This is a genomic window from Streptomyces sp. NPDC029014 (genome assembly GCF_055564695.1).
In genome coordinates this window covers 1-20,656 of the sequence record NZ_JBVHVT010000028.1, presented here as the reverse complement: position 1 = coordinate 20,656, position 20,656 = coordinate 1, and the positions used below count along the sequence as shown (strand labels likewise).

General features: G+C 72.0%; 20 protein-coding genes and 1 pseudogene. 6 read left to right on the top strand and 15 right to left on the bottom strand.

The window, feature by feature from the left end:
- Positions 1-168: 168 nt before the first annotated feature.
- The 7 genes from fbaA to ACZ4VL_RS17285 form a co-directional block, all read right to left on the bottom strand.
- A complete protein-coding gene (fbaA, locus tag ACZ4VL_RS17315) occupies positions 169-1,191 on the bottom strand; it encodes a class II fructose-bisphosphate aldolase (RefSeq protein ID WP_468200395.1) in 1,023 nt (340 codons plus the stop codon).
- 284 nt (positions 1,192-1,475) lie between these two features.
- Positions 1,476-2,015 carry an orotate phosphoribosyltransferase gene (pyrE, locus tag ACZ4VL_RS17310; protein ID WP_468200393.1) on the bottom strand — a complete coding sequence of 180 codons (540 nt, stop codon included), beginning with the start codon at positions 2,013-2,015 and terminating at the stop codon, positions 1,476-1,478.
- 30 nt (positions 2,016-2,045) lie between these two features.
- Positions 2,046-2,834 (bottom strand): aldose epimerase family protein, encoded by a 789-nt coding sequence (locus tag ACZ4VL_RS17305; RefSeq protein WP_468200391.1) that lies wholly within the window; start codon positions 2,832-2,834, stop codon positions 2,046-2,048.
- A gap of 28 nt (positions 2,835-2,862) precedes the next feature.
- Positions 2,863-3,771 carry an SRPBCC domain-containing protein gene (locus ACZ4VL_RS17300; protein ID WP_468200389.1) on the bottom strand — a complete coding sequence of 303 codons (909 nt, stop codon included), beginning with the start codon at positions 3,769-3,771 and terminating at the stop codon, positions 2,863-2,865.
- Positions 3,772-3,873: 102 nt separating this feature from the next.
- Positions 3,874-5,514, bottom strand: a complete 1,641-nt coding sequence (locus ACZ4VL_RS17295; protein ID WP_468200388.1) for a polyamine aminopropyltransferase — start codon at positions 5,512-5,514, stop codon at positions 3,874-3,876.
- Between the two features lie 140 nt (positions 5,515-5,654).
- On the bottom strand, positions 5,655-6,197 hold the full coding sequence (locus tag ACZ4VL_RS17290; RefSeq protein WP_468200386.1) for a DUF2617 family protein: 543 nt from the start codon (positions 6,195-6,197) through the stop codon (positions 5,655-5,657).
- A gap of 316 nt (positions 6,198-6,513) precedes the next feature.
- Positions 6,514-6,813 carry a hypothetical protein gene (locus ACZ4VL_RS17285; protein ID WP_468200384.1) on the bottom strand — a complete coding sequence of 100 codons (300 nt, stop codon included), beginning with the start codon at positions 6,811-6,813 and terminating at the stop codon, positions 6,514-6,516.
- A gap of 131 nt (positions 6,814-6,944) precedes the next feature.
- Here ACZ4VL_RS17285 and ACZ4VL_RS17280 point away from each other — a divergent pair, with 131 nt between their 5' ends.
- Complete coding sequence (locus ACZ4VL_RS17280) at positions 6,945-8,141, top strand: pyridoxal phosphate-dependent aminotransferase (protein ID WP_468200382.1); 1,197 nt, start codon at positions 6,945-6,947, stop codon at positions 8,139-8,141.
- Positions 8,142-8,303: 162 nt separating this feature from the next.
- A complete protein-coding gene (locus ACZ4VL_RS17275) occupies positions 8,304-8,603 on the top strand; it encodes a hypothetical protein (RefSeq protein WP_468200381.1) in 300 nt (99 codons plus the stop codon).
- 39 nt (positions 8,604-8,642) lie between these two features.
- Here ACZ4VL_RS17275 and ACZ4VL_RS17270 read toward each other — a convergent pair whose 3' ends face one another.
- On the bottom strand, positions 8,643-9,188 hold the full coding sequence (locus tag ACZ4VL_RS17270; RefSeq protein WP_468200379.1) for a type III secretion system chaperone family protein: 546 nt from the start codon (positions 9,186-9,188) through the stop codon (positions 8,643-8,645).
- A 158-nt stretch (positions 9,189-9,346) separates the two neighbouring features.
- A complete protein-coding gene (gene clpB, locus ACZ4VL_RS17265) occupies positions 9,347-11,938 on the bottom strand; it encodes an ATP-dependent chaperone ClpB (RefSeq protein WP_468200377.1) in 2,592 nt (863 codons plus the stop codon).
- Positions 11,939-12,080: 142 nt separating this feature from the next.
- Between clpB and ACZ4VL_RS17260 the strand changes: the two genes are divergently transcribed.
- A complete protein-coding gene (locus ACZ4VL_RS17260) occupies positions 12,081-12,494 on the top strand; it encodes a pyridoxamine 5'-phosphate oxidase family protein (protein ID WP_361097082.1) in 414 nt (137 codons plus the stop codon).
- A gap of 154 nt (positions 12,495-12,648) precedes the next feature.
- Here ACZ4VL_RS17260 and ACZ4VL_RS17255 read toward each other — a convergent pair whose 3' ends face one another.
- On the bottom strand, positions 12,649-12,963 hold the full coding sequence (locus tag ACZ4VL_RS17255) for a Rieske (2Fe-2S) protein (RefSeq protein ID WP_114053450.1): 315 nt from the start codon (positions 12,961-12,963) through the stop codon (positions 12,649-12,651).
- On the bottom strand, positions 12,960-13,202 hold the full coding sequence (locus tag ACZ4VL_RS17250; protein WP_468200375.1) for a hypothetical protein: 243 nt from the start codon (positions 13,200-13,202) through the stop codon (positions 12,960-12,962). Before ACZ4VL_RS17250 ends, ACZ4VL_RS17255 begins: the two co-directional genes overlap by 4 nt.
- A gap of 102 nt (positions 13,203-13,304) precedes the next feature.
- Between ACZ4VL_RS17250 and ACZ4VL_RS17245 the strand changes: the two genes are divergently transcribed.
- Positions 13,305-14,324: a helix-turn-helix transcriptional regulator gene (locus tag ACZ4VL_RS17245; protein WP_468200374.1), complete on the top strand. Its 1,020-nt coding sequence runs from the start codon at positions 13,305-13,307 to the stop codon at positions 14,322-14,324.
- A 104-nt stretch (positions 14,325-14,428) separates the two neighbouring features.
- On the opposite strand, the gene ACZ4VL_RS17240 is transcribed toward ACZ4VL_RS17245, so the two are convergent.
- Genes ACZ4VL_RS17240 through dnaK form a run of 4 tightly spaced genes read right to left on the bottom strand, consistent with a single transcriptional unit; the run spans position 14,429 to position 18,667 of the window.
- Positions 14,429-14,899: a heat shock protein transcriptional repressor HspR gene (locus ACZ4VL_RS17240; RefSeq protein ID WP_361097072.1), complete on the bottom strand. Its 471-nt coding sequence runs from the start codon at positions 14,897-14,899 to the stop codon at positions 14,429-14,431.
- Position 14,900: 1 nt separating this feature from the next.
- Entirely contained in the window at positions 14,901-16,079 is a 1,179-nt protein-coding gene (gene dnaJ, locus ACZ4VL_RS17235) for a molecular chaperone DnaJ (RefSeq protein ID WP_404236821.1), read from the bottom strand.
- Positions 16,080-16,127: 48 nt separating this feature from the next.
- A complete protein-coding gene (gene grpE, locus ACZ4VL_RS17230; protein ID WP_404236823.1) occupies positions 16,128-16,823 on the bottom strand; it encodes a nucleotide exchange factor GrpE in 696 nt (231 codons plus the stop codon).
- Positions 16,823-18,667, bottom strand: a complete 1,845-nt coding sequence (gene dnaK / locus ACZ4VL_RS17225; protein WP_468200371.1) for a molecular chaperone DnaK — start codon at positions 18,665-18,667, stop codon at positions 16,823-16,825. The genes grpE and dnaK overlap by 1 nt, the downstream gene beginning before the upstream one ends.
- A gap of 263 nt (positions 18,668-18,930) precedes the next feature.
- Between dnaK and ACZ4VL_RS17220 the strand changes: the two genes are divergently transcribed.
- Positions 18,931-19,536, top strand: a complete 606-nt coding sequence (locus ACZ4VL_RS17220; RefSeq protein ID WP_468200370.1) for a sugar transferase — start codon at positions 18,931-18,933, stop codon at positions 19,534-19,536.
- Between the two features lie 110 nt (positions 19,537-19,646).
- Positions 19,647-20,656 (top strand): annotated as a pseudogene (locus ACZ4VL_RS17215) (iron-sulfur-binding reductase); the annotation flags it as partial.

Sequence of the window (20,656 nt, the reverse complement as noted above, 5' to 3'; positions counted from 1 at the left end):
CCGATCTGCCCGGCCCGCGCCCTCGGGCCCTCCCCTTCCCCCGTGACGGGACCCGAGGAGCGGGCCGGGCCTCCTTCCGCCCCCCACGCCGAAGGGCCCGGCGCACCGTACGAGGACGGTGCACCGGGCCCTTCGGTCGTGCGGCCCCGGCCTTACGGCCTTACCGGGTCACTTCAGGCGGGTGCCGGTGGAGCGCAGGTTCGCGCAGGCCTCGGCCACGCGCTTGGCCATGCCCGCCTCGGCCAGCTTGCCCCAGGTGCGCGGGTCGTAGGTGGACTTCTTGCCGACCTCGCCGTCGACCTTCAGGACGCCGTCGTAGTTGCGGAACATGTGGTCCACGACCGGGCGGGTGAAGGCGTACTGGGTGTCGGTGTCGAGGTTCATCTTCACGACGCCGTTCTCCAGCGCGGTGGCGATCTCCTCCGCCGTGGAGCCGGAGCCGCCGTGGAAGACGAAGTCGAACGGGCTGGACTTGCCGTACTTCTCGCCGACGCCCTGCTGCAGGTCCTTCAGCAGCTCCGGACGCAGGACGACGTTGCCCGGCTTGTAGACGCCGTGCACGTTGCCGAAGGAGGCGGCCAGCAGGTAGCGGCCCTTCTCGCCCAGGCCGAGGGCCTCGGCGGTGCGGATCGCGTCCTCGACGGTGGTGTACAGCTCGTCGTTGATCTCGTGGGTGACGCCGTCCTCCTCGCCGCCGGTCGGGGTGATCTCGACCTCAAGGATGATCTTCGCGGCGGCGGCGCGGGGCAGCAGCTCCTGCGCGATGGCGAGGTTGTCGGCCAGGGTCTCGGCGGAGCCGTCCCACATGTGCGACTGGAACAGCGGGTTGCGGCCGGCCTTGACGCGCTCCTCGGAGAGGGCGATCAGCGGGCGGACGTACCCGTCCAGCTTGTCCTTCGGGCAGTGGTCGGTGTGCAGCGCGATGTTGACGTCGTACTTGGCGGCGACGATGTGCGCGAACTCGGCCAGGGCGACCGCGCCCGTGACCATGTCCTTGCTGTGCTGCCCGCCCAGGAACTCCGCACCACCGGTGGAGATCTGGATGATGCCGTCGCTCTCGGCCTCCGCGAAGCCGCGCAGGGCAGCGTGCAGGGTCTGGCTCGAGGTCACGTTGATGGCCGGGTAGGCGAACTTGCCTGCCTTCGCCCGGTCGAGCATCTCGTTGTAGACCTCGGGGGTTGCGATGGGCATCTGTCCGCTCCTTGGGTGTGCGGGGAGTGTGCGATTGCTGACCCTGACCTGGGGGCGACGTAACCGTCGCGCCTATCTTTCCAGACTCCGCACGGCACTCCACCCGTGCCGGGTGGGCGGATTCCGGAAATCGCGCCACCCGGCAACAAAAGAGCAGGTCAGACCCTGTGCAGCAGCGCCGTGGAGGCCTGGTTTGCCGCCCGGACCGGTTCCGGAATGCAAGACCGGAGGGTCCGGGACCCGGGCAGCGGCCCCTCCTGCGGCCCCGGCGGCGGGGGCTGCGGTCAGGCCAGGCCGAGGTCCGACAGCCGGTAGCCGGTCAGGTACGGCAGCCCGGCCGCGGCGATCGCGTCGGCGGCGCCGCGGTCCACGATCGTGGCGACGGCGACGACCTCGCCGCCCGCCTCGCGGACGGCCTCGACGGCGGTCAGCGGGGAGCCGCCGGTGGTGGAGGTGTCCTCGACGACCAGGCAGCGCTTGCCCTGGACGTCGGTGCCCTCGATGCGGCGCTGCATGCCGTGCGCCTTCTGCGCCTTGCGGACGACGAACGCGTCCAGGCGCCCGCCGCGCGCCGCGGAGGCGTGCAGCATCGAGGTGGCGACGGGGTCGGCGCCCAGGGTCAGGCCGCCGACGCAGTCGTATGCGAGGTCGGCGGTGAGGTCGAGCATGACCTGGCCGACCATGGGGGCCGCCTCGCCGTCCAGGGTGATCCGGCGGAGGTCGATGTAGTAGTCGGCCTCCTTGCCGGAGGAGAGGGTCACCTTGCCGTGCACGACGGCCTTGTCCTTGATCTGCTGCAGAAGCGCATCGCGTACGTCACTCATGGGCCCGAGCTTAGTTGCGCGCGCCGGGCCCTACGACAGGCGGCGCCAGGTCCACGTCGTGGCGACCTCCAGCGGGTCCACGGGCGTGACCAGCCGCGGCAGCGTGTTCAGCCCGTTCGGCGGCCCGGACTGCGGCTCCACGCAGACGGCCTCGGGCTGCTCGTCGTAGACCACGACCCACTCGGCCCGGCTGGTGACCTTCAGCTCGATCTCGCCGGGCCAGGTGAGGGTGGCCTCGACGCCGTCGGGCATGCCGAAGCAGTCGTCCCAGGGGCCGGGCCGCGGGTCGATGCGCTTGCCGGTGGGGAGGTGGTCGTCGCCGCGCTCCTCCTGCCAGGCGGGGGCGAAGTCGAGGCGGACGTCCTCGCCGCCGGCGCCGAGGTTGCGCAGGAACCAGGGGTGCCAGCCGGCCTGGGCCGGGAAGGAGTCGCCGTACGTCTCGATGCCCAGGGTGAGGGTCAGCGAGTCCGGGCCGAGGTCGACGAGCTGGGTGACCCGGCCCGGGTACGGCCAGGGGTCGGCCAGGTCGTACGTGAACGCCGCCCCGGTGGCCGAGGAGTGGGCCCGGCGCCAGGGGGCGTCGCGGCCGAAGCCGTGGATGGCGTGCGGCGGCTGGTTGACCGGCATCCGGTGGACGGCCGCGCCGTCGCGGAACTCCCCGTACGCGGTGCGCCCGCACCACGGCACCATCGGGAAGCAGCCGTACCGGGCGCCCTGGCGCAGCAGCTCCTTGCCGTCGATCCGCAGACTGCCGATCCGGCAGCCGTTGTCCTGGTCGACCGTCACCTCGGCGCCGCCGGCGCTCAGTTGCGTGCTCATGCGGTCGAGCCTAACGACCTCCGGCGGATCAGCGGCGCCTGCGCAGGGCCCGGCCCAGCACGACCGCCGAGGCCAGCGCGAGGGCGGCGGCCGGGGCGATCCAGCGCAGGCCCGCGCCGGCGGCGGCGGACGCGGGTGCGGGGACCGGGGCGTAGCGGCCGCGCGGCGGCGCGTGGTCGACCTCCTCGGCGCTGCGGCCGATCATGGTGCGGCGGGCGTGGGCGGCTTCGGCGGGGGGCTGCGGGGGGCCGGCGAAGGCCTCGACGCCGCGCAGGCGGTCCAGCTCCCCGAAGTCGGAGGCGCTCCCGATGTCCTCCAGGTCCCCGAGGGCGCCGAGCTCGCCGAGGCCGTCGAGGTCACCGATGCCGCCGAGGGCCTCCTCCGGCAGCTGGTCCGGGGCGGGAGGCGGCTCCTCGGCGTCGGGGCCCGCGGCCCCGGCCGGCCCGCGCCGCTCGCCCCGGCCGCCGTCCTCGCCCTGTTCTCCCCGCTCGTCCTCGTCGCCCGCCCGTACCGCCAGCTGTGCGGCGGTCCGGTCCAGCAGCCGCTGCACGGCGGCCCGCACCGCCTCCGGCGCGAAGCCCGCGGCCCGCCCGCCGGCCTCGCCCCCGGCGGTGAACTTGAGCGAGGTCCCGCCCTCGGCCGCCACCAGCCGCAGCCCCACGGTCAGCGTGACGGTCCCGCCGCCCCGGAGCTCGGCGCCCTCGCCGGACACGGTGAAGTGGTCCGGGTCGCTCTCGGTGACGGACAGGGTGCCGCGGTAGGTGACGGTGTTCGCGCCGACCTTCAGCTTCAGCCGGCCCGACACCGGCTGCCCGGCCCCCGGCTGCGGGGCCGTGTCCGGCTGGAGCCCCGGTACGCAGCGGGCCACCCGGGCGGGGTCGCGCAGCACGGCGCGGAGACGGTCTGCGGGGACCGGAACGAACACCTGATGCTCCATGCGGTCGAGCCTACCGACGACATCCCCCGGCGCACCCGGTCGGCAGGTCACCGGTTCCGTGTCCCGGCCGGGGCTCCGGTGCGCACGCCCGCCCGGGGCGGGTCACGAGTACCGCGGGTGGGGCAGCGTGGACGGCGGCAGCCCCGCCACCCGCATCCGCTCCGCGTCGCGGGCCGCGTCCCGCAGGGACTGCGTGGTCAGCGAGCGCAGCCCCGGCGCGTCCGGGTCGACGCGCAGCTCCGGGGCCCGGTCGCGGGCGGCCAGGACGAAGCCCCAGTCCTGCGGCGGCGCGTCGGTCGTCCCGGGGCTGCGGTCCGGGCCGGCGGCGAAGCCTGAGCGGCGGCCGCCCGCGCTGTAGGGCACCGTGCGCAGGCCGGCGGCGCGCAGCGTGGCCTCGACGGTCCAGTAGGTGTGCGGGCGGGTGGCCAGCGGGCCGGCGTGCACGACGATCCGCCCGCCGGGGGCCAGGGCGCGGGCGGCGAGCCCGTAGAACTCCTGCGAGTACAGCTTCGTACTGGGGGTGATGCCCGGGTCGGGGAGGTCGGAGACGATGACGTCGAAGCGGCGGTGGGCGGCGGGGCCGCGCAGCCAGTGGAAGGCGTCCTGGGTGACGACGCCGAGGCGGGGGTCCTCGTGCGCCCGGCCGTTGAGCGCGGACAGCATGGGGTCGGTGCGGGCGAGGCGGACCACGCCGGGGTCGAGCTCGACGACGGTGACGGACTCGACGTCGCGGTGGCGCAGCACCTCGCGGGCGGCGAGCCCGTCGCCGCCGCCGAGGACCAGGACGCGGCGGTGCGGGCCGGTCATCGCGGGGTGGACGAGGGCCTCGTGGTAGCGGTACTCGTCGTAGCCGCTGACCCGCAGCCGGCCGTCGAGGAACAGGTCGAGGGAGCGGGGGGAGCCGGTGGCGGGGCCGGTGAGGACGAGCTCCTGTATCCCGGTCTGGCGGGCGACGCGCACCTCGCCGCCGTACACGGCGCGCCGGGCGACCTGCTCGAAGTCGCCGGCGAGGGCGGTGGCGCAGCCGAGGGCGGCCAGGACGGCGGCGTTCATGCAGATCAGCAGCCAGCGGGAGCGGCGGCTCAGGTCGCGGCGGAACAGCCACAGGACGAGGCCGGCACCGACGACGGCGTTGACGGTGCCGGTGAGCGTGGCGCCGGTGAGCTGGCCGAGCACCGGCAGCAGCAGGAAGGGGAAGGCGAGGCCGCCGACCAGCGCGCCCACGTAGTCGGCGGCGAACAGGTCGGCGACGGCCCCGCCGGCGTCCTGACGGCGGATCCGCTGGATGAGGACCATCAGCAGCGGGATCTCCGCGCCGATGAGCACGCCGATGACGAAGGAGAAGGCGACGAGCGCGGGCCGGGACTCGCCCAACCAGGCGAAGCTCGCGTACAGCGCCATGGCCGAGAGTCCGCCGAGCAGCGCGAGGGCCGCCTCGATGACGGCGAATCCGAAGGCGGGCCGGGTCCGCAGTCGCTTGGCCAGCAGGGAGCCGACGCCCATGGCGAAGACCATGACGGACAGGACGACGGATGCCTGGGTGACGGAGTCGCCGATCAGGTAGGAGCCGAGGGCGAGCAGTTCCAGCTCGTAGACGAGACCGCAGGCGGCGCAGACGAACACGGTGGCCAGGACGAGGAGTCGGCCGGTCCGGGGCCGTACGGGAAGGGCGGCCGGGACGGTCTCCGTGCCCCGCGGCTCCGGGGCCGGGAGCACCCGGCGCGGGACGGAACGGTCGATCATGCAGCGAACCGTACGTCACCGCCCACACACATCAGGTCACCCACATGGGTGTAAGTCCGGTTTCGCTCCCGCCAGTTGGCGCAACCGGTGGACCGTACGGGCGAGGCCGGCGCGCGGCGCCCGCCGGGCCGGGAGCCCGGTCACCGGGCGGCGGGCTCCCGGCTGCCCGCGGGTGCGCCGGCGCGCACACCGACCCTCGTTCGAGTGGCCACCAACTGGCCTTCCTGCGGGTACGCGTGCCAGGTCCGCCAACGGACCTGCCCTTCGTGGCGCTGCGCGAGCATCGCGGTGAAGGCGTGCGGGCTGCCCGGAAAGGTTCCGGCCAGTCCGTTCGGGTGATCCGCGACCAGGGCGAGGAGCTCCTGCGCCCGTCCCGCGAACGACCCCTGCGACAGGGTCTCGACGCGCGCGGCGAACTCGTACTCCCAGCCGGTCATCCGCTTGGCCACGCCGAGGGGCAGCGGCGTACGGCTACCGGGCATGCAGGCGACCGTCTCCGAGCAGAGCACCGCGCCCTCCTCGAGGAGCACCTGGTGGGAGGCCCCGAGCAGGCGCAACTCCACCTTTGCGCCCGCCAGTTCGAGGTTCAGCACGGCCAGGGCGGGCAGCCGGTCCCGACCCAGGGCCCAGGCGAGGTCGGCGGCACGCGTGTCGGTGTAGGTGGTCTGGAGGGTCGTGAGCATGAGTCGGCTCCGCAAACGCGCGAGGGAGAGGGGCCGGACCCCGCCAGCGGTAGTCAACGGGTGGGGGGACACCGGCTCGGGTCCACAGGAAGTCCCGGGAGGGTCCGGGGACTGGTCTACTCAACCGAGGGAATCATGAAAGGCACGGCACTCACAGCGTTTTTACCCAACATGGTTGGGTTTACATCCCCGCGGGGGCTCCACAGTTCACGTGTTCACCGGCTCCGCCGAACCGGCCGGTCGCGGGCCCGGAGACGGGCCCGGAGCCCGGACGCGGGTCGGGGCCGACCCCGCCCGTCCCCGCCCGTCCCCGCCCTCAGCTGCCGCCGCCGCATCCGCCGCCGCAGGAGGACCCGCCTCCGCAGGACGACGAGGAACCGCCGCAGGAGGACGAGGAGCCGCAGCCGGCCCCGCCGCCGCCCGAGCCGCCGGCCCACCAGCTGTCCCGGGAGCTGCGGCGGGAGCTGCTCCAGGTGCTCCGGGAGCTGCGGCGGCCCTTCGAGAGCGACACCTTGGACCGGTTGGAGGCGGCGGTGGCACGGCTGCCGGCGATCGCCAGGAGCACCACGACGCCGACGGCGAACATACCGAGCAGGATGAAAAAGGCCAGGAGCACGGTCCTTCGACCTCCTTGTGACGGCCCCGGTCTCCCGGGGGAGCGGGACCCCCCGTCCCGCGTGCCAGGGGGATGCCCGCGCGCCACGGCATCCAAAGCGCACTTGAGCAAGTCCAGAGGTTCCCCCCAGGATGACGGCCATGAGCGCTCCCGCGGCCGGTCGCCGCCCCCACCTCAACCGCCGTCTGGCGTCCTTCGGCACGACGATCTTCGCGGAGATGTCGGCCCTGGCCGCCCGGACCGGGTCCATCAACCTCGGCCAGGGCTTCCCCGACACCGACGGCCCCGCGCAGATCGCCGAGGCGGCCTCCCGCGCCGTACTCACGGGGCTCGGCAACCAGTACCCGCCGGGCCCCGGCGTCCCGGAGCTGCGGGCCGCGGTCGCACGCCACCAGCAGCGGTTCTACGGCCTGTCCTACGACCCGGAGACCGAGGTGCTGGTCACGGCGGGCGCGACCGAGGCCATCGCCGCCTCCCTGCTGGCGCTGCTGGAACCGGGCGACGAGGTCGTCGCCCTGGAGCCGTACTACGACTCGTACGCGGCGTGCATCGCGATGGCCGGCGCCACCCGGGTCCCGGTCACGCTGCGGCCGCACGCCGGGGCGTTCGCCCTCGACCTCGACGAGCTGCGCGCCGCGGTCACCCCGCGCACCCGCCTGCTGCTGCTGAACAGCCCGCACAACCCGACGGGCACCGTGCTGGGCCCGGCCGAGCTGGCCGCCGTCGCCGAGCTGGCGGTCGAGCGGGACCTGCTGGTCGTCACCGACGAGGTGTACGAGCACCTGGTCTTCGACGGCGTCCACACCCCGCTGGCCTCGCTGCCCGGCATGCGGGAGCGCACGGTCACCATCTCCTCCGCGGGCAAGACGTTCTCGTTCACCGGCTGGAAGGTCGGCTGGATCACCGCCGTGCCCGAGCTCGTCGCGGCGGTCCGCTCGGCCAAGCAGTTCCTGACCTTCGTGGCGTCGGGCCCGTTCCAGTACGCCATCGCCGAGGCCCTGGACCTGCCCGACGCCTACTACGACGGCTTCCGCGCCGAGCTGGCCGCCAAGCGGGACCTCCTCTCCGAGGGCCTGGCCGCCGCCGGCTTCGAGGTGTTCCGCCCGCAGGGGACGTACTTCATCACCACCGACATCACCCCGCTCGGCGAGAAGGACGGCCTGGCGTTCTGCCGCGCCCTGCCGGAGCGGTGCGGCGTGGTCGCCATCCCGAACCAGGTCTTCTACGACGACCGCTCCGCCGGCGCCACCCACGTCCGCTGGGCCTTCTGCAAGCGCACCGAGGTCCTGAAGGAGGCGGTGGACCGGCTGGGGGCGCTCGCGCGCTGAGCGGCGGGAGGTCTTCATCCGGGGTTCGGCCGGGGTTCGGCGGGCGGGCTGCGGGCGGGGCCCTCGTGCTCTGCGCCGCGGCCTGGTGGGCCGGGCGCAGCCCGCTGGGGGTGCGCGGGGCACTCCTGGGACTCCGTCCGGCAGCTGCTGACCGGCCGGCCCGTGCCGCTCGGCACCACCGTGACGGCCGTGCTGCTGGGCGCGGCCCTGCTGTCGGCGGGGCTGCTGCTGGCCGGGCGGCTGCCGGTACCCCTGCCGCTGCTGATGTACACCGCGGTGCTGCTGGTGATCTCGCTGGGCGGGGCCGGCTACTTCGAGTCGAAGCCGCGCTTCCTGCTGCCCGCGTTCCGCTGCTACTGGCGCCGGCCGCCGCAATGGCGCGAGCCCGACCGTGCTCCGCGGTGCTGGCGACCGCGGGGCTGGCCGGGCTCTCGTACGGCTACGGGGTGTACCTCCTGGTGATCGCCAGGATGCCTCCCTGAGCGCGGGGCGGGGGCGGGACTAGCTGTCCTCGCCGTCCGTGTCCTCGCCCTCGCCGTCGGCGGAGTCGAGGTCCTTCTCCAGGCCGAGCTGCTCCACGAGCCACTTGTCGAACTCGATGGAGGCACGGACCCAGCTGACCGTGGAGGACACGAAGTGCTCCAGGCTGACGCCGGTGCCGATCAGCATCTGCGCCTCGCCGATCAGGCGGACGGAGCCGTCGTCGTGGGTGTGGCTGTAGACCTTCGGCCACAGGGTGCGGCGGTTCCAGTCGTCGATGGACTCCAGCAGCTGCGGCTTGTCCTCGATGGCGTGGGGGCGGTCGTAGAAGGTGCGGACGGAGAAGACCTGCTGCTCGTTCTCGCCACGGAACATGAAGTAGGTGCGGAACTCCTCCCACGGCGCCGCGAGGTCACCCTCGTCGTCGACGACGTACTTGAGCTCCATCTGCTCCAGCAGCTGCTTGACCAGATCCTGGTCCGGGACCACGGGGCCCGCCGGTCCTGTGGCCTGCGGTTCGGGCTGCTGCCCTCCGAAATTCGGAATCGAGGCCGGGTCGATGCTCACCGTGTTCTTCCCTTCGTGCGGATGCTGTCATCCTCCCCCATCCCTCCTACCCCGTGTCCAGCCCCACACGTCCGATCCGCTCCGAGCGGACAGGGACGGGCCCCCGGCGGGGGTGCGGCACTGCCGCGGTACCCCGGCCGGGGCCCGCCCGGGGGCCGTCAGAGGGCCTTGCCGACCAGCAGGTCGTCGCCGGCCACGTCCACCCGTACGGTGTCGCCGTCGCGGACCTCGCCGGCCAGGATCTCCTTGGCGAGGCGGTCGCCGACCGCCGTCTGGATCAGGCGGCGCAGCGGGCGGGCGCCGTACGCGGGGTCGTTGCCCTTGTCCGCGAGCCAGGCCAGGGCCTCGGGGGTGACGTCCAGGGTCAGGCGGCGGTCGGCCAGGCGCCGGGCGAGACTGCCCACCTGGAGCTCGGCGATGTGGGCCAGCTCGTCCCTGGTCAGCGCGGAGAAGACGACGAGGTCGTCGAGCCGGTTGAGGAACTCCGGCTTGAAGGAGGCCCGGACGACCTCCAGGACCCGCTCCCGCTTCTCCTCCGCCGAGGTGCCCGGGTCCATCAGGAACTGGCTGCCCAGGTTGGAGGTGAGGATGAGGATGGTGTTGCGGAAGTCCACGGTGCGGCCCTGGCCGTCCGTGAGCCGGCCGTCGTCGAGGACCTGGAGCAGGATGTCGAAGACCTCCGGGTGGGCCTTCTCGACCTCGTCCAGCAGGACGACGGAGTACGGGCGGCGGCGCACCGCCTCGGTCAGCTGGCCGCCCTCCTCGTAGCCGACGTAGCCGGGCGGGGCGCCGACGAGGCGGGCCACGCTGTGCTTCTCGGAGTACTCCGACATGTCGATGCGGACCATGGCCCGCTCGTCGTCGAAGAGGAAGTCCGCGAGCGCCTTGGCCAGCTCGGTCTTGCCGACGCCGGTCGGCCCGAGGAAGAGGAACGAGCCGGTCGGCCGGTCGGGGTCGGCGATGCCCGCGCGGGTGCGGCGCACGGCGTCGGAGACGGCCCGCACGGCCTCGCCCTGGCCGATCAGGCGGCGGCCCAGCTCGGCCTCCATGCGCAGCAGCTTCTGGGTCTCGCCCTCCAGGAGCCGGCCGGCCGGGATGCCCGTCCAGGCGCCGACGACGTCCGCGATGTCGTCGGGGCCGACCTCGTCCTTGACCATGGTGCGCTTGGCGGCCTCCGCTTCCGCCTCGGCCTCGGTGGCCTCGGCCAGCTCCCGCTCCAGGGCCGGGATCTCCCCGTAGAGCAGCTTGGAGGCGGTGTCGAAGTCGCCGTCGCGCTGGGCGCGCTCGGACTGGCCGCGCAGCTCGTCGAGGCGCTCCTTGAGCTCGCCGACCCGGTTCAGGGACTGCTTCTCCTTCTCCCAGCGGGCGGTCAGGCCGCGCAGCTCCTCCTCCTTGTCGGCGAGGTCCTTGCGGAGCTTGTCCAGGCGCTCGCGCGAGGCCGGGTCGGACTCGTTCTTCAGCGCCAGCTCCTCCATCCGCAGGCGGTCGACGGCGCGCTGGAGCTCGTCGATCTCCACCGGGGAGGAGTCGATCTCCATGCGGAGCCGGGACGCGGCCTCGTCGACGAGGTCGATGGCCTTGTCGGGCAGGAAGCGGGAGGTGATGTAACGGTCGGAGAGGGTCGCGGCGGCCACCAGCGCGCTGTCGTTGATCTGCACCTTGTGGTGGGCCTCGTAGCGGCCCTTGAGCCCGCGCAGGATGGCGATGGTGTCCTCGACGGACGGCTCGGCGACCAGGACCTGCTGGAAGCGGCGCTCCAGCGCCGGGTCCTTCTCGATGCGCTCGCGGTACTCGTCGAGGGTGGTGGCGCCGACCATGCGGAGCTCGCCGCGGGCCAGCATCGGCTTGAGCATGTTGCCGGCGTCCATGGCCGAGTCGCCGCCGGCGCCCGCGCCGACGACCGTGTGGAGCTCGTCGATGAAGGTGATGATCTGGCCCTCGCTGGACCTGATCTCGGCGAGGACGGTCTTCAGGCGCTCCTCGAACTCGCCGCGGTACTTGGCGCCCGCGACCATCGCACCGAGGTCGAGGGCGACCAGGCGCTTGTTCTTGAGGGACTCGGGGACGTCGCCCTTGACGATGCGCTGGGCCAGGCCCTCGACGACGGCGGTCTTGCCGACGCCGGGCTCGCCGATGAGCACCGGGTTGTTCTTGGTGCGCCGGGACAGGACCTGGACGACCCGGCGGATCTCGTGGTCCCGGCCGATGACGGGGTCGAGCTTGCCCTCGCGGGCCGCGGCCGTGAAGTCCGTGCCGAACTTCTCCAGGGCCTTGTACTGGCCCTCCGGGTCGGGGGTGGTCACCCGCCGTCCTCCTCGTGCGTTCTCGAAGGCCTCCAGCAGCTTCTTCGCCGTCGCGCCCTGGGCGGACAGTACCTCTCCGGCCGCGCCGCCCTTGGCGGCGATCGCGATGAGCAGGTGCTCGGTCGAGAGGTAGTCGTCGCCGAGCTCCTTGGCCTGCTGGTCGGCCTCGGCGAGGACGGCGAGCAGGTCGCGGGTGGGCTGCGGCGGGGCGACCGTGGAGCCCGTGGCGCTGGGCAGGGCGGCGAGGAGCCGCTCGGCGCCGGAGCGCACGGCGGCCTGGTCGGCCTCGGTGGCCGCGAGGAGGTCGGTGAGGTTCTCGTTGTCCTCGCCGGCGAGCAGGGCCAGCAGCAGGTGTGCCGGGCTCAGGTCGGCGTGGCCGTCCTTGACTGCGCGGTTGGTGGCGTTGTTCAGCGCGTCCCGGCTCTTGTTGGTCAGCTCGGCGTCCACGTGCGGCTTCTCCTCTCCGTGCGGTGCATCCGTGTCGGGGCTGCATCAGGCGATTGACACACTCAACGTGCGTAAAGTTGAGTCTATTCCACTCAAGGCAGCTGGAGGCGGGTTTCCGGACGCGGAGTCGTACGCTCTGCGCATGTCCCATGACGTACTCAACCCGACGCCCGAATACCTCGCCTTCTGGCGGGAGCGGCACGTCTGCACGCTGACCACCCCGCGCCCGGACGGCACCCCGCACGTGGTGCCCGTCGGGGTGACGTACGACCCGGAGGCCGGCCTGGCCCGGGTGATCAGCAACAAGCACAGCAAGAAGGTCCGCAACGTGCTGGCGGCCCAGGCGGTGGGGCCGGGCTCGGCGCGGGTCGCGGTGTGCCAGATGGAGGGGCGCCGCTGGGCGACGCTGGAGGGCCGCGCGGTGGTGCGCACGGACGAGGAGGCGGTCGCGGACGCGGTGGCGCGCTACGCGCAGCGGTACGGGCGGACGCCCTCGCCCAACCCGGACCGGGTGGTCATCGAGATCGCGCTGGACCGGGCGATGGGCCGCGCCTGAGGGGTGGGGTGCGGACCGGACGGTTCAGGATTCGCCTTGTCCGGTTCGACCACTGGACGCCGACATCACAACGGCGCCATCGTGGTCAGGTCCACGATGGCGCCGTTGTGTGGGGGAAGCACCTGGAGCGATCTGCAACGACGGGGGAATCGCTTCAGGCACTGCGGGGGGTGGCGGTGGTGATGTCGGGTTCGAAGAGCTGGTGGTCCCGCTGATCGAGGTTCACGAAGACCATGCCGTAGCGCACCTCGCAGCGGACCGGCTGCGGCGCGCCGCGGGGGCGGCGCAGGCAGCGGTACGCCCGCACGTCCTCGTCCTCCTCCCGCGTGATCACGATGGGCTGGCCGAAGAGGGTGACCATCAGCGAGTCGCCGACCTGGGGGATGGCCGTCGCGAGGTCGATGAACTGCCAGCCGGAGCGATAGGCGGAAGCCATTTCGCGGCGGAAGCCGCGGTCATCGGGGGTCATACCGTGCTCTCCACGACAAGGGCTGCGGAATCGGCATCTGCGGGGGTCGAGCGCCACCCGCTGTCCAGCGGGGCCTCACGCCATCCGCTGTCCGCCGAGGGCTCGCGCCATCCGCTGTCCTCCGCCTGGATGTCCGCGGCACCTCCGGCGCCCCCCAGCGCGGCTGCGGCGAGTCCCAGACCGGCCACAGCCGAGAAGATGACGGTGGCAAGCGCCGAGCGAAGCATTCTCTTGTTCATGGTCGGCTTCGTCCTCACTTGATGAAATCCTCTCCCCCGCCTGTCAGACGATGGCTCATTCAGGCACGTCGCTGCCACAGGGACGATGCATCATGTTCTTGCATGTTCAGGACCCTGGGGGGTGGAGATTTGACAATAAACACAACAAAAGCGACACATCCCCACTCGGTCGCGAACCTGTGCTCCGAAGGAGCGCGCCTCTACACGAGCGCGCTGCGGACCGGTCGCATCGCACGTGGCGACGTGGAAGCGGCGCCCTGCCTGCTCGACCTGGCCCTGCTCCAGCCGGATCCTGATGACGTCAATTCACTGCGCCCGGTTCCACCGGCGGTTGCGCTGGCCCAGCGGCTGCATCCGATCGAACGCGAGATCCGCGAGCGGCACCGCGATTCTCTCGAACTCTCCGAAGCGTTCGAGCCGTTTCTCGCCATCAGTGCGCAGGCTCCGGCCAGTACCCACGCCATCACCGTGCTGGAGGGCTTCGACGCCATCAACGCCGCCCTCAACCTGGCCACCGCCGAGTGCCACACCGAGATGCTCACCGTCCAGCCCGGCGGCGCCCGCCCCAGCCTGGAGCTTACGGAAGCCCTGGAGCGCGACCAGCCGCTGACCGACCGCGGTGTCCGGATCCGGACCCTCTACCAGCACACGGTCCGCCACAGCCGGGGCACGCTCGCGTACGTCGACATCCTCAAGGCCGGCAAGGTCGAGGTGCGCACGCTGGAGGAGCTCTTCGAACGGCTCATCATCTTCGACCGCACGGTCGCCTTCATCCCCGCCAGCGACGACCGCCAGGTGGCCCTGGAGCTGCGCCACCCGGGGCTCGTGGACTACCTCATCAAGGTGTTCGAGCAGCTGTGGCACCGCGCGGTGCCGCTGCAGGAGGAAGTGACCTACCAGCCCACCCGGGACGGCATCTCGGGCGTGCAGCGCACCATCGCCCAGCTCCTCGTCGAGGGGCACGTGGACGAGGCCATCGCCCGCCGGCTGGGCATGAACGTACGGACCTGCCGGGCGCACATCGCCAAGCTCGCCAGCACCCTCGGCAGCGGCAGCCGCGCCCAACTCGGCTTCCTCATCGCCCGGTCCGGGATCCTGGAGGAGCGCGGGCCGGACTGCTGAGGCGGGACGGCCGCGAGGACGCCGAAGGCCCCGCCCGGGAGGAACCCGGGCGGGGCCTTCGTCATGTCGGCGTGTCGCCGCGTCGGCGGGCCGCCGCGCCGCCGCTAGTCGTTCGTCCGCTTCGGGGCGGGACGCCAGACGACGAGGGCGTTGCCGGCCACCGGCGGCTGGTACTTGACCAGGTCGCGGCGGTACGAGGCGTGCACCTGGGCCTCGCGCTGCTGCATCACGGCGGCCGCGCCCTCGACCGCGGCCGAGAGCTCGGCCACGCGCTGCTGGAGGGCCTCGACCTGGTTCTGCAGCTCGATGATCCGCTTGATGCCGGCCAGGTTGATGCCCTCGTCCTGGGACAGCGCCTGCACCGTGCGGAGCAGCTCGATGTCCCTGGCCGAATATCGCCGTCCGCGGCCCGCCGTGCGGTCCGGGGAGACCAGACCGAGGCGGTCGTACTGGCGCAGGGTCTGTGGGTGCAGACCCGAGAGCTGGGCGGCCACCGAGATCACGTAGACCGGGGTCTCGTCGGTCAACTCGTAGGCCCCGCCACCGAAGCGGGGCTGTCGTCGGCGGCCGTCCATGTCATGCTCCCTTCGCAGACTCGAACAGCGCGGCACGCGGGTCGTCCGACTCCGTCGCGTCGCGGTACATCTCCAACGCCTCGCGGGCCTTGTCCGTCAGCGCGGACGGGACCGCGACCTCCACCGTCACCAGCAGGTCGCCGCGGGTGCCGTCCTTGCGGACCGCGCCCTTGCCGCGGGCCCGCATGGTGCGGCCCGTCGGGGTGCCCGGCGGCAGCTTCAGCGTCACCGCGGGCCCGCCCAGGGTCGGGACCTTGATGTCGGCGCCCAGGGCCGCCTCGGAGATCGTCACCGGGACGGTCACCGTCAGGTTGTCGCCCTTGCGGCCGAAGACCGGGTGGCTGCCCACGTGGACGACGACGTACAGGTCGCCGGCCGGGCCGCCGCGCTCGCCCGGCGCGCCCTTGCCGCGCAACCGGATCCGCTGGCCGTCGGAGACGCCCGCCGGGATCCGGACCTGCATGGTCCGCGAGGACTTGGCGCGGCCGCTGCCCTTGCACACCTCGCAGGGGGTTTCCGCGATCAGGCCCCGGCCCTTGCAGTCCGCGCAGGGGTCGGTCAGCGAGAAGCCGCCGCCGCTGCCCCGCGAGACCTGGCCGGTGCCGACGCAGGTCGGGCACACCCGGGGGGTGCCGTTCTTGTCGCCGGTGCCGGAGCAGGCCTTGCAGGGGGCCTGGGAGGACATCCGGAGCGGGACCGTGGCCCCGTCCACCGCCTCCGTGAACGAGAGGGTGACCTCGGACTCGATGTCCTGGCCCCGGCGCGGCTGGGTCCGGGTTCCCGGACCGGCGCCGCCCCGGTTGAACAGGCCGCCGAACACGTCGCCGAGGCCGCCGCCGCCGAAGCCGCCCGCGCCGCCGCCCTGGGCACCCCCGAAGAGGTCGCCCAGGTCGAAGTTGAAGGAGCCGCCGCCAGCGCCGGGACCGGGGCGGAAGCCACCGTTCCCGAACAGCGCGCGGGCGTCGTCGTACTCCTTGCGCTTCTTGGCGTCACCGAGGATGTCGTTCGCCTCGGAGATCTCCTTGAAGCGCTCCTCGGCCTCGGCGTCGCCCTTGTTGGCGTCCGGGTGGAACTCGCGGGCGAGCTTCCGGTACGCCTTCTTGATCTCCGCTTCGGTGGCGTCCTTGGGGACACCGAGGACCTTGTAGTAGTCCTTCTCGACGAAGTCCTTCGTGCTCATCCCCGGCGTCCCTCCTCTCGTGCCGTCACATGATCAGCTTTACGGACGTCAGCCCTTGTCGGCTGCATCCGCGTCCTTGTCCGAAGGCGTGTCGCCCTCCCCGGACTCGGACTTCGGGGCCGCACCCGGCTGGGGCTCGGCCACCGCGACCCGCGCGGGGCGGATCGTGCGCTCGCCGATCCGGTACCCGGGCTGCAGGATCGCCACGCAGGTCGTCTCGGTGACGTCCGGCGCGTACGAGTGCATCAGGGCCTCGTGGATCGTCGGGTCGAAGGGCTCGCCCTCCTTGCCGAACTGCTGGAGGCCCAGCTTGGCCGCAGCCGTCTCCAGCGATTCGGCCACCGACTTGAAACCGCCGACCAGTTCGCCATGGTCCCTCGCCCGGCCGATGTCGTCCAGGGTCGGGAGCAGCTCGGTCAGCAGGTTCGCGACCGCGATCTCCTTGACGGCGATGCGGTCCCGCTCCACGCGGCGACGGTAGTTCTGGTACTCCGCCTGGAGCCGCTGGAGGTCACCGGTGCGCTCGGAGAGCGCCGTACGGGCCTGGTCCAGCTGCGCCACCAGGGCCGCGTTCGCGCCCTGGGCGGAGGGGGTGGACTGGTCGGACTGGGCTCCGGAGTCCCCGGCCGGGGCCGCCGGCTCCTCGGAGGAGGAGTCGGCGGTCTTCGGCTCGGCGGCGTCCTCAGGGGTCGCGCCGTTGGGGACTTCGGGCTTCTCCTCGAAACCCGCGGTCTCCTCCGGCATCAGGCCGCGCCGCCCTTCGGCTTCTCGTCGTCGACGATCTCGGCGTCGACCACGTCGTCATCGGCCTTGGCCTGGCCCGCGTCACCGGCACCGCCGGCGGCCTGGGCGCCCTGGGCGTCGGCGTAGATCGCCTGGCCGAGCTTCTGGCTGACCGCGGCGACCTTCTCGGTCGCGGTGCGGATCTCGGCCGTGTCCTCGCCCTTGAGCTTCTCCTTCAGCTCGGCGACGGCGGCCTCGACCTCGGTCTTCACGTCGCCCGGGACCTTGTCCTCGTTGTCCTTGACGAACTTCTCCGTCTGGTACACGAGCTGCTCGGCCTGGTTGCGGGTCTCGGCGGCCTCGCGGCGGCGCTGGTCCTCCTCCGCGTACTGCTCGGCCTCCTCGCGCATGCGGTTGACCTCGTCCTTGCCGAGCGAGGAGCCGCCGGTGACGGTCATCTTCTGCTCCTTGCCCGTGCCCAGGTCCTTCGCGGTCACGTGCATGATGCCGTTGGCGTCGATGTCGAAGGAGACCTCGATCTGCGGGACGCCGCGCGGGGCCGGCGGCAGGCCCGTCAGCTCGAACATGCCGAGCTTCTTGTTGTACGCCGCGATCTCGCGCTCGCCCTGGTAGACCTGGATCTGCACGGACGGCTGGTTGTCCTCGGCCGTCGTGAAGATCTCCGAGCGCTTGGTCGGGATCGTGGTGTTGCGCTCGATGAGCTTGGTCATGATGCCGCCCTTGGTCTCGATGCCGAGGGACAGCGGGGTCACGTCGAGGAGCAGGACGTCCTTGACCTCACCCTTGAGGACACCGGCCTGGAGGGTGGCGCCGATGGCGACGACCTCGTCCGGGTTGACGCCCTTGTTGGCCTCCTTGCCGCCGGTCAGCTCCTTGACGAGCTCGGCGACGGCCGGCATGCGGGTGGAGCCGCCGACGAGGACCACGTGGTCGATGTCGGAGAGGGCGATGCCCGCGTCCTTGATCACGTTGTGGAACGGCACCTTGCAGCGGTCCAGCAGGTCCGAGGTCAGCTGCTGGAACTGGGCGCGGGTGAGCTTCTCGTCCAGGTGCAGCGGGCCCTCGGCGGAGGCCGTGATGTAGGGCAGGTTGATCGTGGTCTCCGTGGAGGAGGACAGCTCGATCTTCGCCTTCTCGGCGGCCTCGCGCAGGCGCTGGAGGGCCATCTTGTCCTTGGACAGGTCGACGCCGTGGCCGTTCGCGAACTGCTTCACCAGGTAGTCGACGACGCGCTGGTCCCAGTCGTCACCACCGAGGTGGTTGTCACCGTTGGTGGCCTTGACCTCGACGACGCCGTCACCGATCTCCAGCAGCGACACGTCGAAGGTGCCGCCACCGAGGTCGAAGACGAGGATGGTCTGGTCGTCCTTGTCCAGGCCGTAGGCCAGGGCGGCGGCGGTCGGCTCGTTGACGATGCGCAGGACGTTCAGGCCCGCGATCTCGCCGGCCTCCTTGGTGGCCTGACGCTCGGAGTCGTTGAAGTACGCCGGGACGGTGATGACCGCGTCGGTGACCTTCTCACCCAGGTAGGCCTCGGCGTCGCGCTTCAGCTTCTGCAGGATGAAGGCGCTCATCTGCTGCGGGTTGAAGTCCTTGCCGTCCAGGTTGATCTTCCAGTCGGTGCCCATGTGGCGCTTCACCGAGCGGATGGTGCGGTCGACGTTGGTGACCGCCTGCCGCTTGGCGACCTCGCCGACGAGGACCTCGCCGTTCTTGGCGAAGGCGACGACGGACGGCGTGGTCCTGGCGCCCTCGGCGTTGGTGATGACGGTGGGCTCGCCGCCTTCGAGAACGCTGACGACGGAGTTAGTGGTGCCCAGGTCGATGCCGACCGCACGTGCCATTTCAATTCCTCCAGCTGACTTGAGTGGAACAGGCTCAAGAGTGCCCGACGCCTCGTCCTGCGTCAACAGAGGTGAGTGGGGTCGACTCAACTTTTATCCCGTTCTTACGCTCATCCGCGAGCGGATCTCCAGCGGGGCGGGGCCGACACGACGGGCGGGGCGGGGCCCGACACCCTGACGGGGCGGGGCCGAGTGGGCGACGCACACCCCCTGCCGCTGCGCGGCATCCAGGAACCGCCACCGGGGCAGGGCACGGTGCCTGCATGCCGCTGCCGCCGCTCACGTTCCTCCCGGTCCGGCGCCCCGCACGCAGGCCCTCCCCGCCGCCCGACCGCACCCTGCGCCCGCCGCGGCCGCTCCGGCTGCCGCGGCGCCCCGCCTATCCGGCGAAGCGGGCGGTCGACCTCCTCGGGGCCGCGACCCTCCTGTGCGCCTTCCTGCTGCCGCTGCTCATCGCCGCCGCCCTGCTGTGCGCGGCCGGGGGGCGCGGCCGGGTCCTCGCCCGCGAGCCGGTGGCGGGGCTCGACGGCCGCACGTTCCGCACCTGGCGGCTGCGCACGGCGGGGGCCGGCCGGATCGGCCGGGTGGTGCGCCGCTGCACGCTGGACGCGATGCCCCAGCTGCTGAACGTGCTGCGGGGGCAGATGTCACTGGTCGGGCCGCGCCCCCAGGCGCGGACCGACCGGCCGGACCGGCTGCTGGTTCGCCCCGGAATGACCGGTCTGTGGCAGGTGAGTGCACGCTCCGACCTCCCCTGGGAGGAGATGGCCCTGCTGGACCGGCACTATGTGGAGAGCCATTGGCTGGGGATGGATCTCGCAATCCTGGCGCAGACCCCTCGGGCGGCCCGTGAACACAGGCATGCCTGAGCGACACAGATCACCGCACGCTCACCTACATTGCGGCGCGGAGAATGGGTAACCTCAAGCCTTGACTCAATAAGTTACTGCTTAGTAAGTTCCGCCCGAGGAGCCCTCCCATGCAACTCGCCGCGATCATCGTGTCGCTGGTCCTCACCGTGGTCGGCGTCGCGCTGCTCGCCCGAGCCGTGGCGCAGATCTACCGGTTCGTGAAGCTCGGACAGCCCGTGCCGGCCGGCAGCCGCACGGACGACCCGAAGGCCCGAACCATCACCCTGGTCCGGGAGTTCCTCGGGCACAGCCGGATGAACCGCTGGGGCATCGTCGGCTTCGCGCACTGGTTCGTCGCGATCGGCTTCCTGACGCTGCCCCCGACGCTGGCGCAGGCGTACGGCCAGCTGTTCCAGGCCGACTGGACGCTGCCGGTGCTCGGCGGCTTCCTGCCGTTCGAGCTGTACATCGAGTTCATCGGCCTCATGACGGTCGTCGGCATCGTCGTGCTGATGGCGATCCGCCTGATGTCGCTGCCGTCGCGGGCGGGCCGCAAGTCGCGCTTCGCGGGCTCCAAGGCCTGGCAGGCGTACTTCGTCGAGTACGTCATCCTCACCATCGGCCTCGCGATCCTGGCCCTGCGCGGCCTGGAGGGCGCGATCCACCACGTCGACTCGTACGAGCCGGCGTACTTCGTGTCGTACCCGCTGGTGCTGGCCTTCAAGGGCCTGTCGCTGCCGGCCCTGCAGAACGCCATCTACTTCACCGCGATGATCAAGATCGGCACCTCGCTGATCTGGATGATCACCGTCTCGCTGAACACCAACATGGGTGTCGCCTGGCACCGCTTCCTCGGCTTCCCGAACATCTGGTTCAAGCGCAACGCCGACGGCGCGAGCGCGCTGGGTGCGCTGCAGCCGATGACCTCGGGTGGCAAGGAGATCGACTTCGAGGACCCGGGTGAGGACGACGTCTTCGGTGTCTCGCAGGTCGAGCAGTTCTCCTGGAAGGGCATCCTCGACTTCTCCACGTGCACCGAGTGCGGTCGCTGCCAGTCGCAGTGCCCGGCGTGGAACACGGGCAAGCCGCTGTCCCCGAAGCTGCTGATCATGTCGCTGCGCGACCACGCGCACGCCAA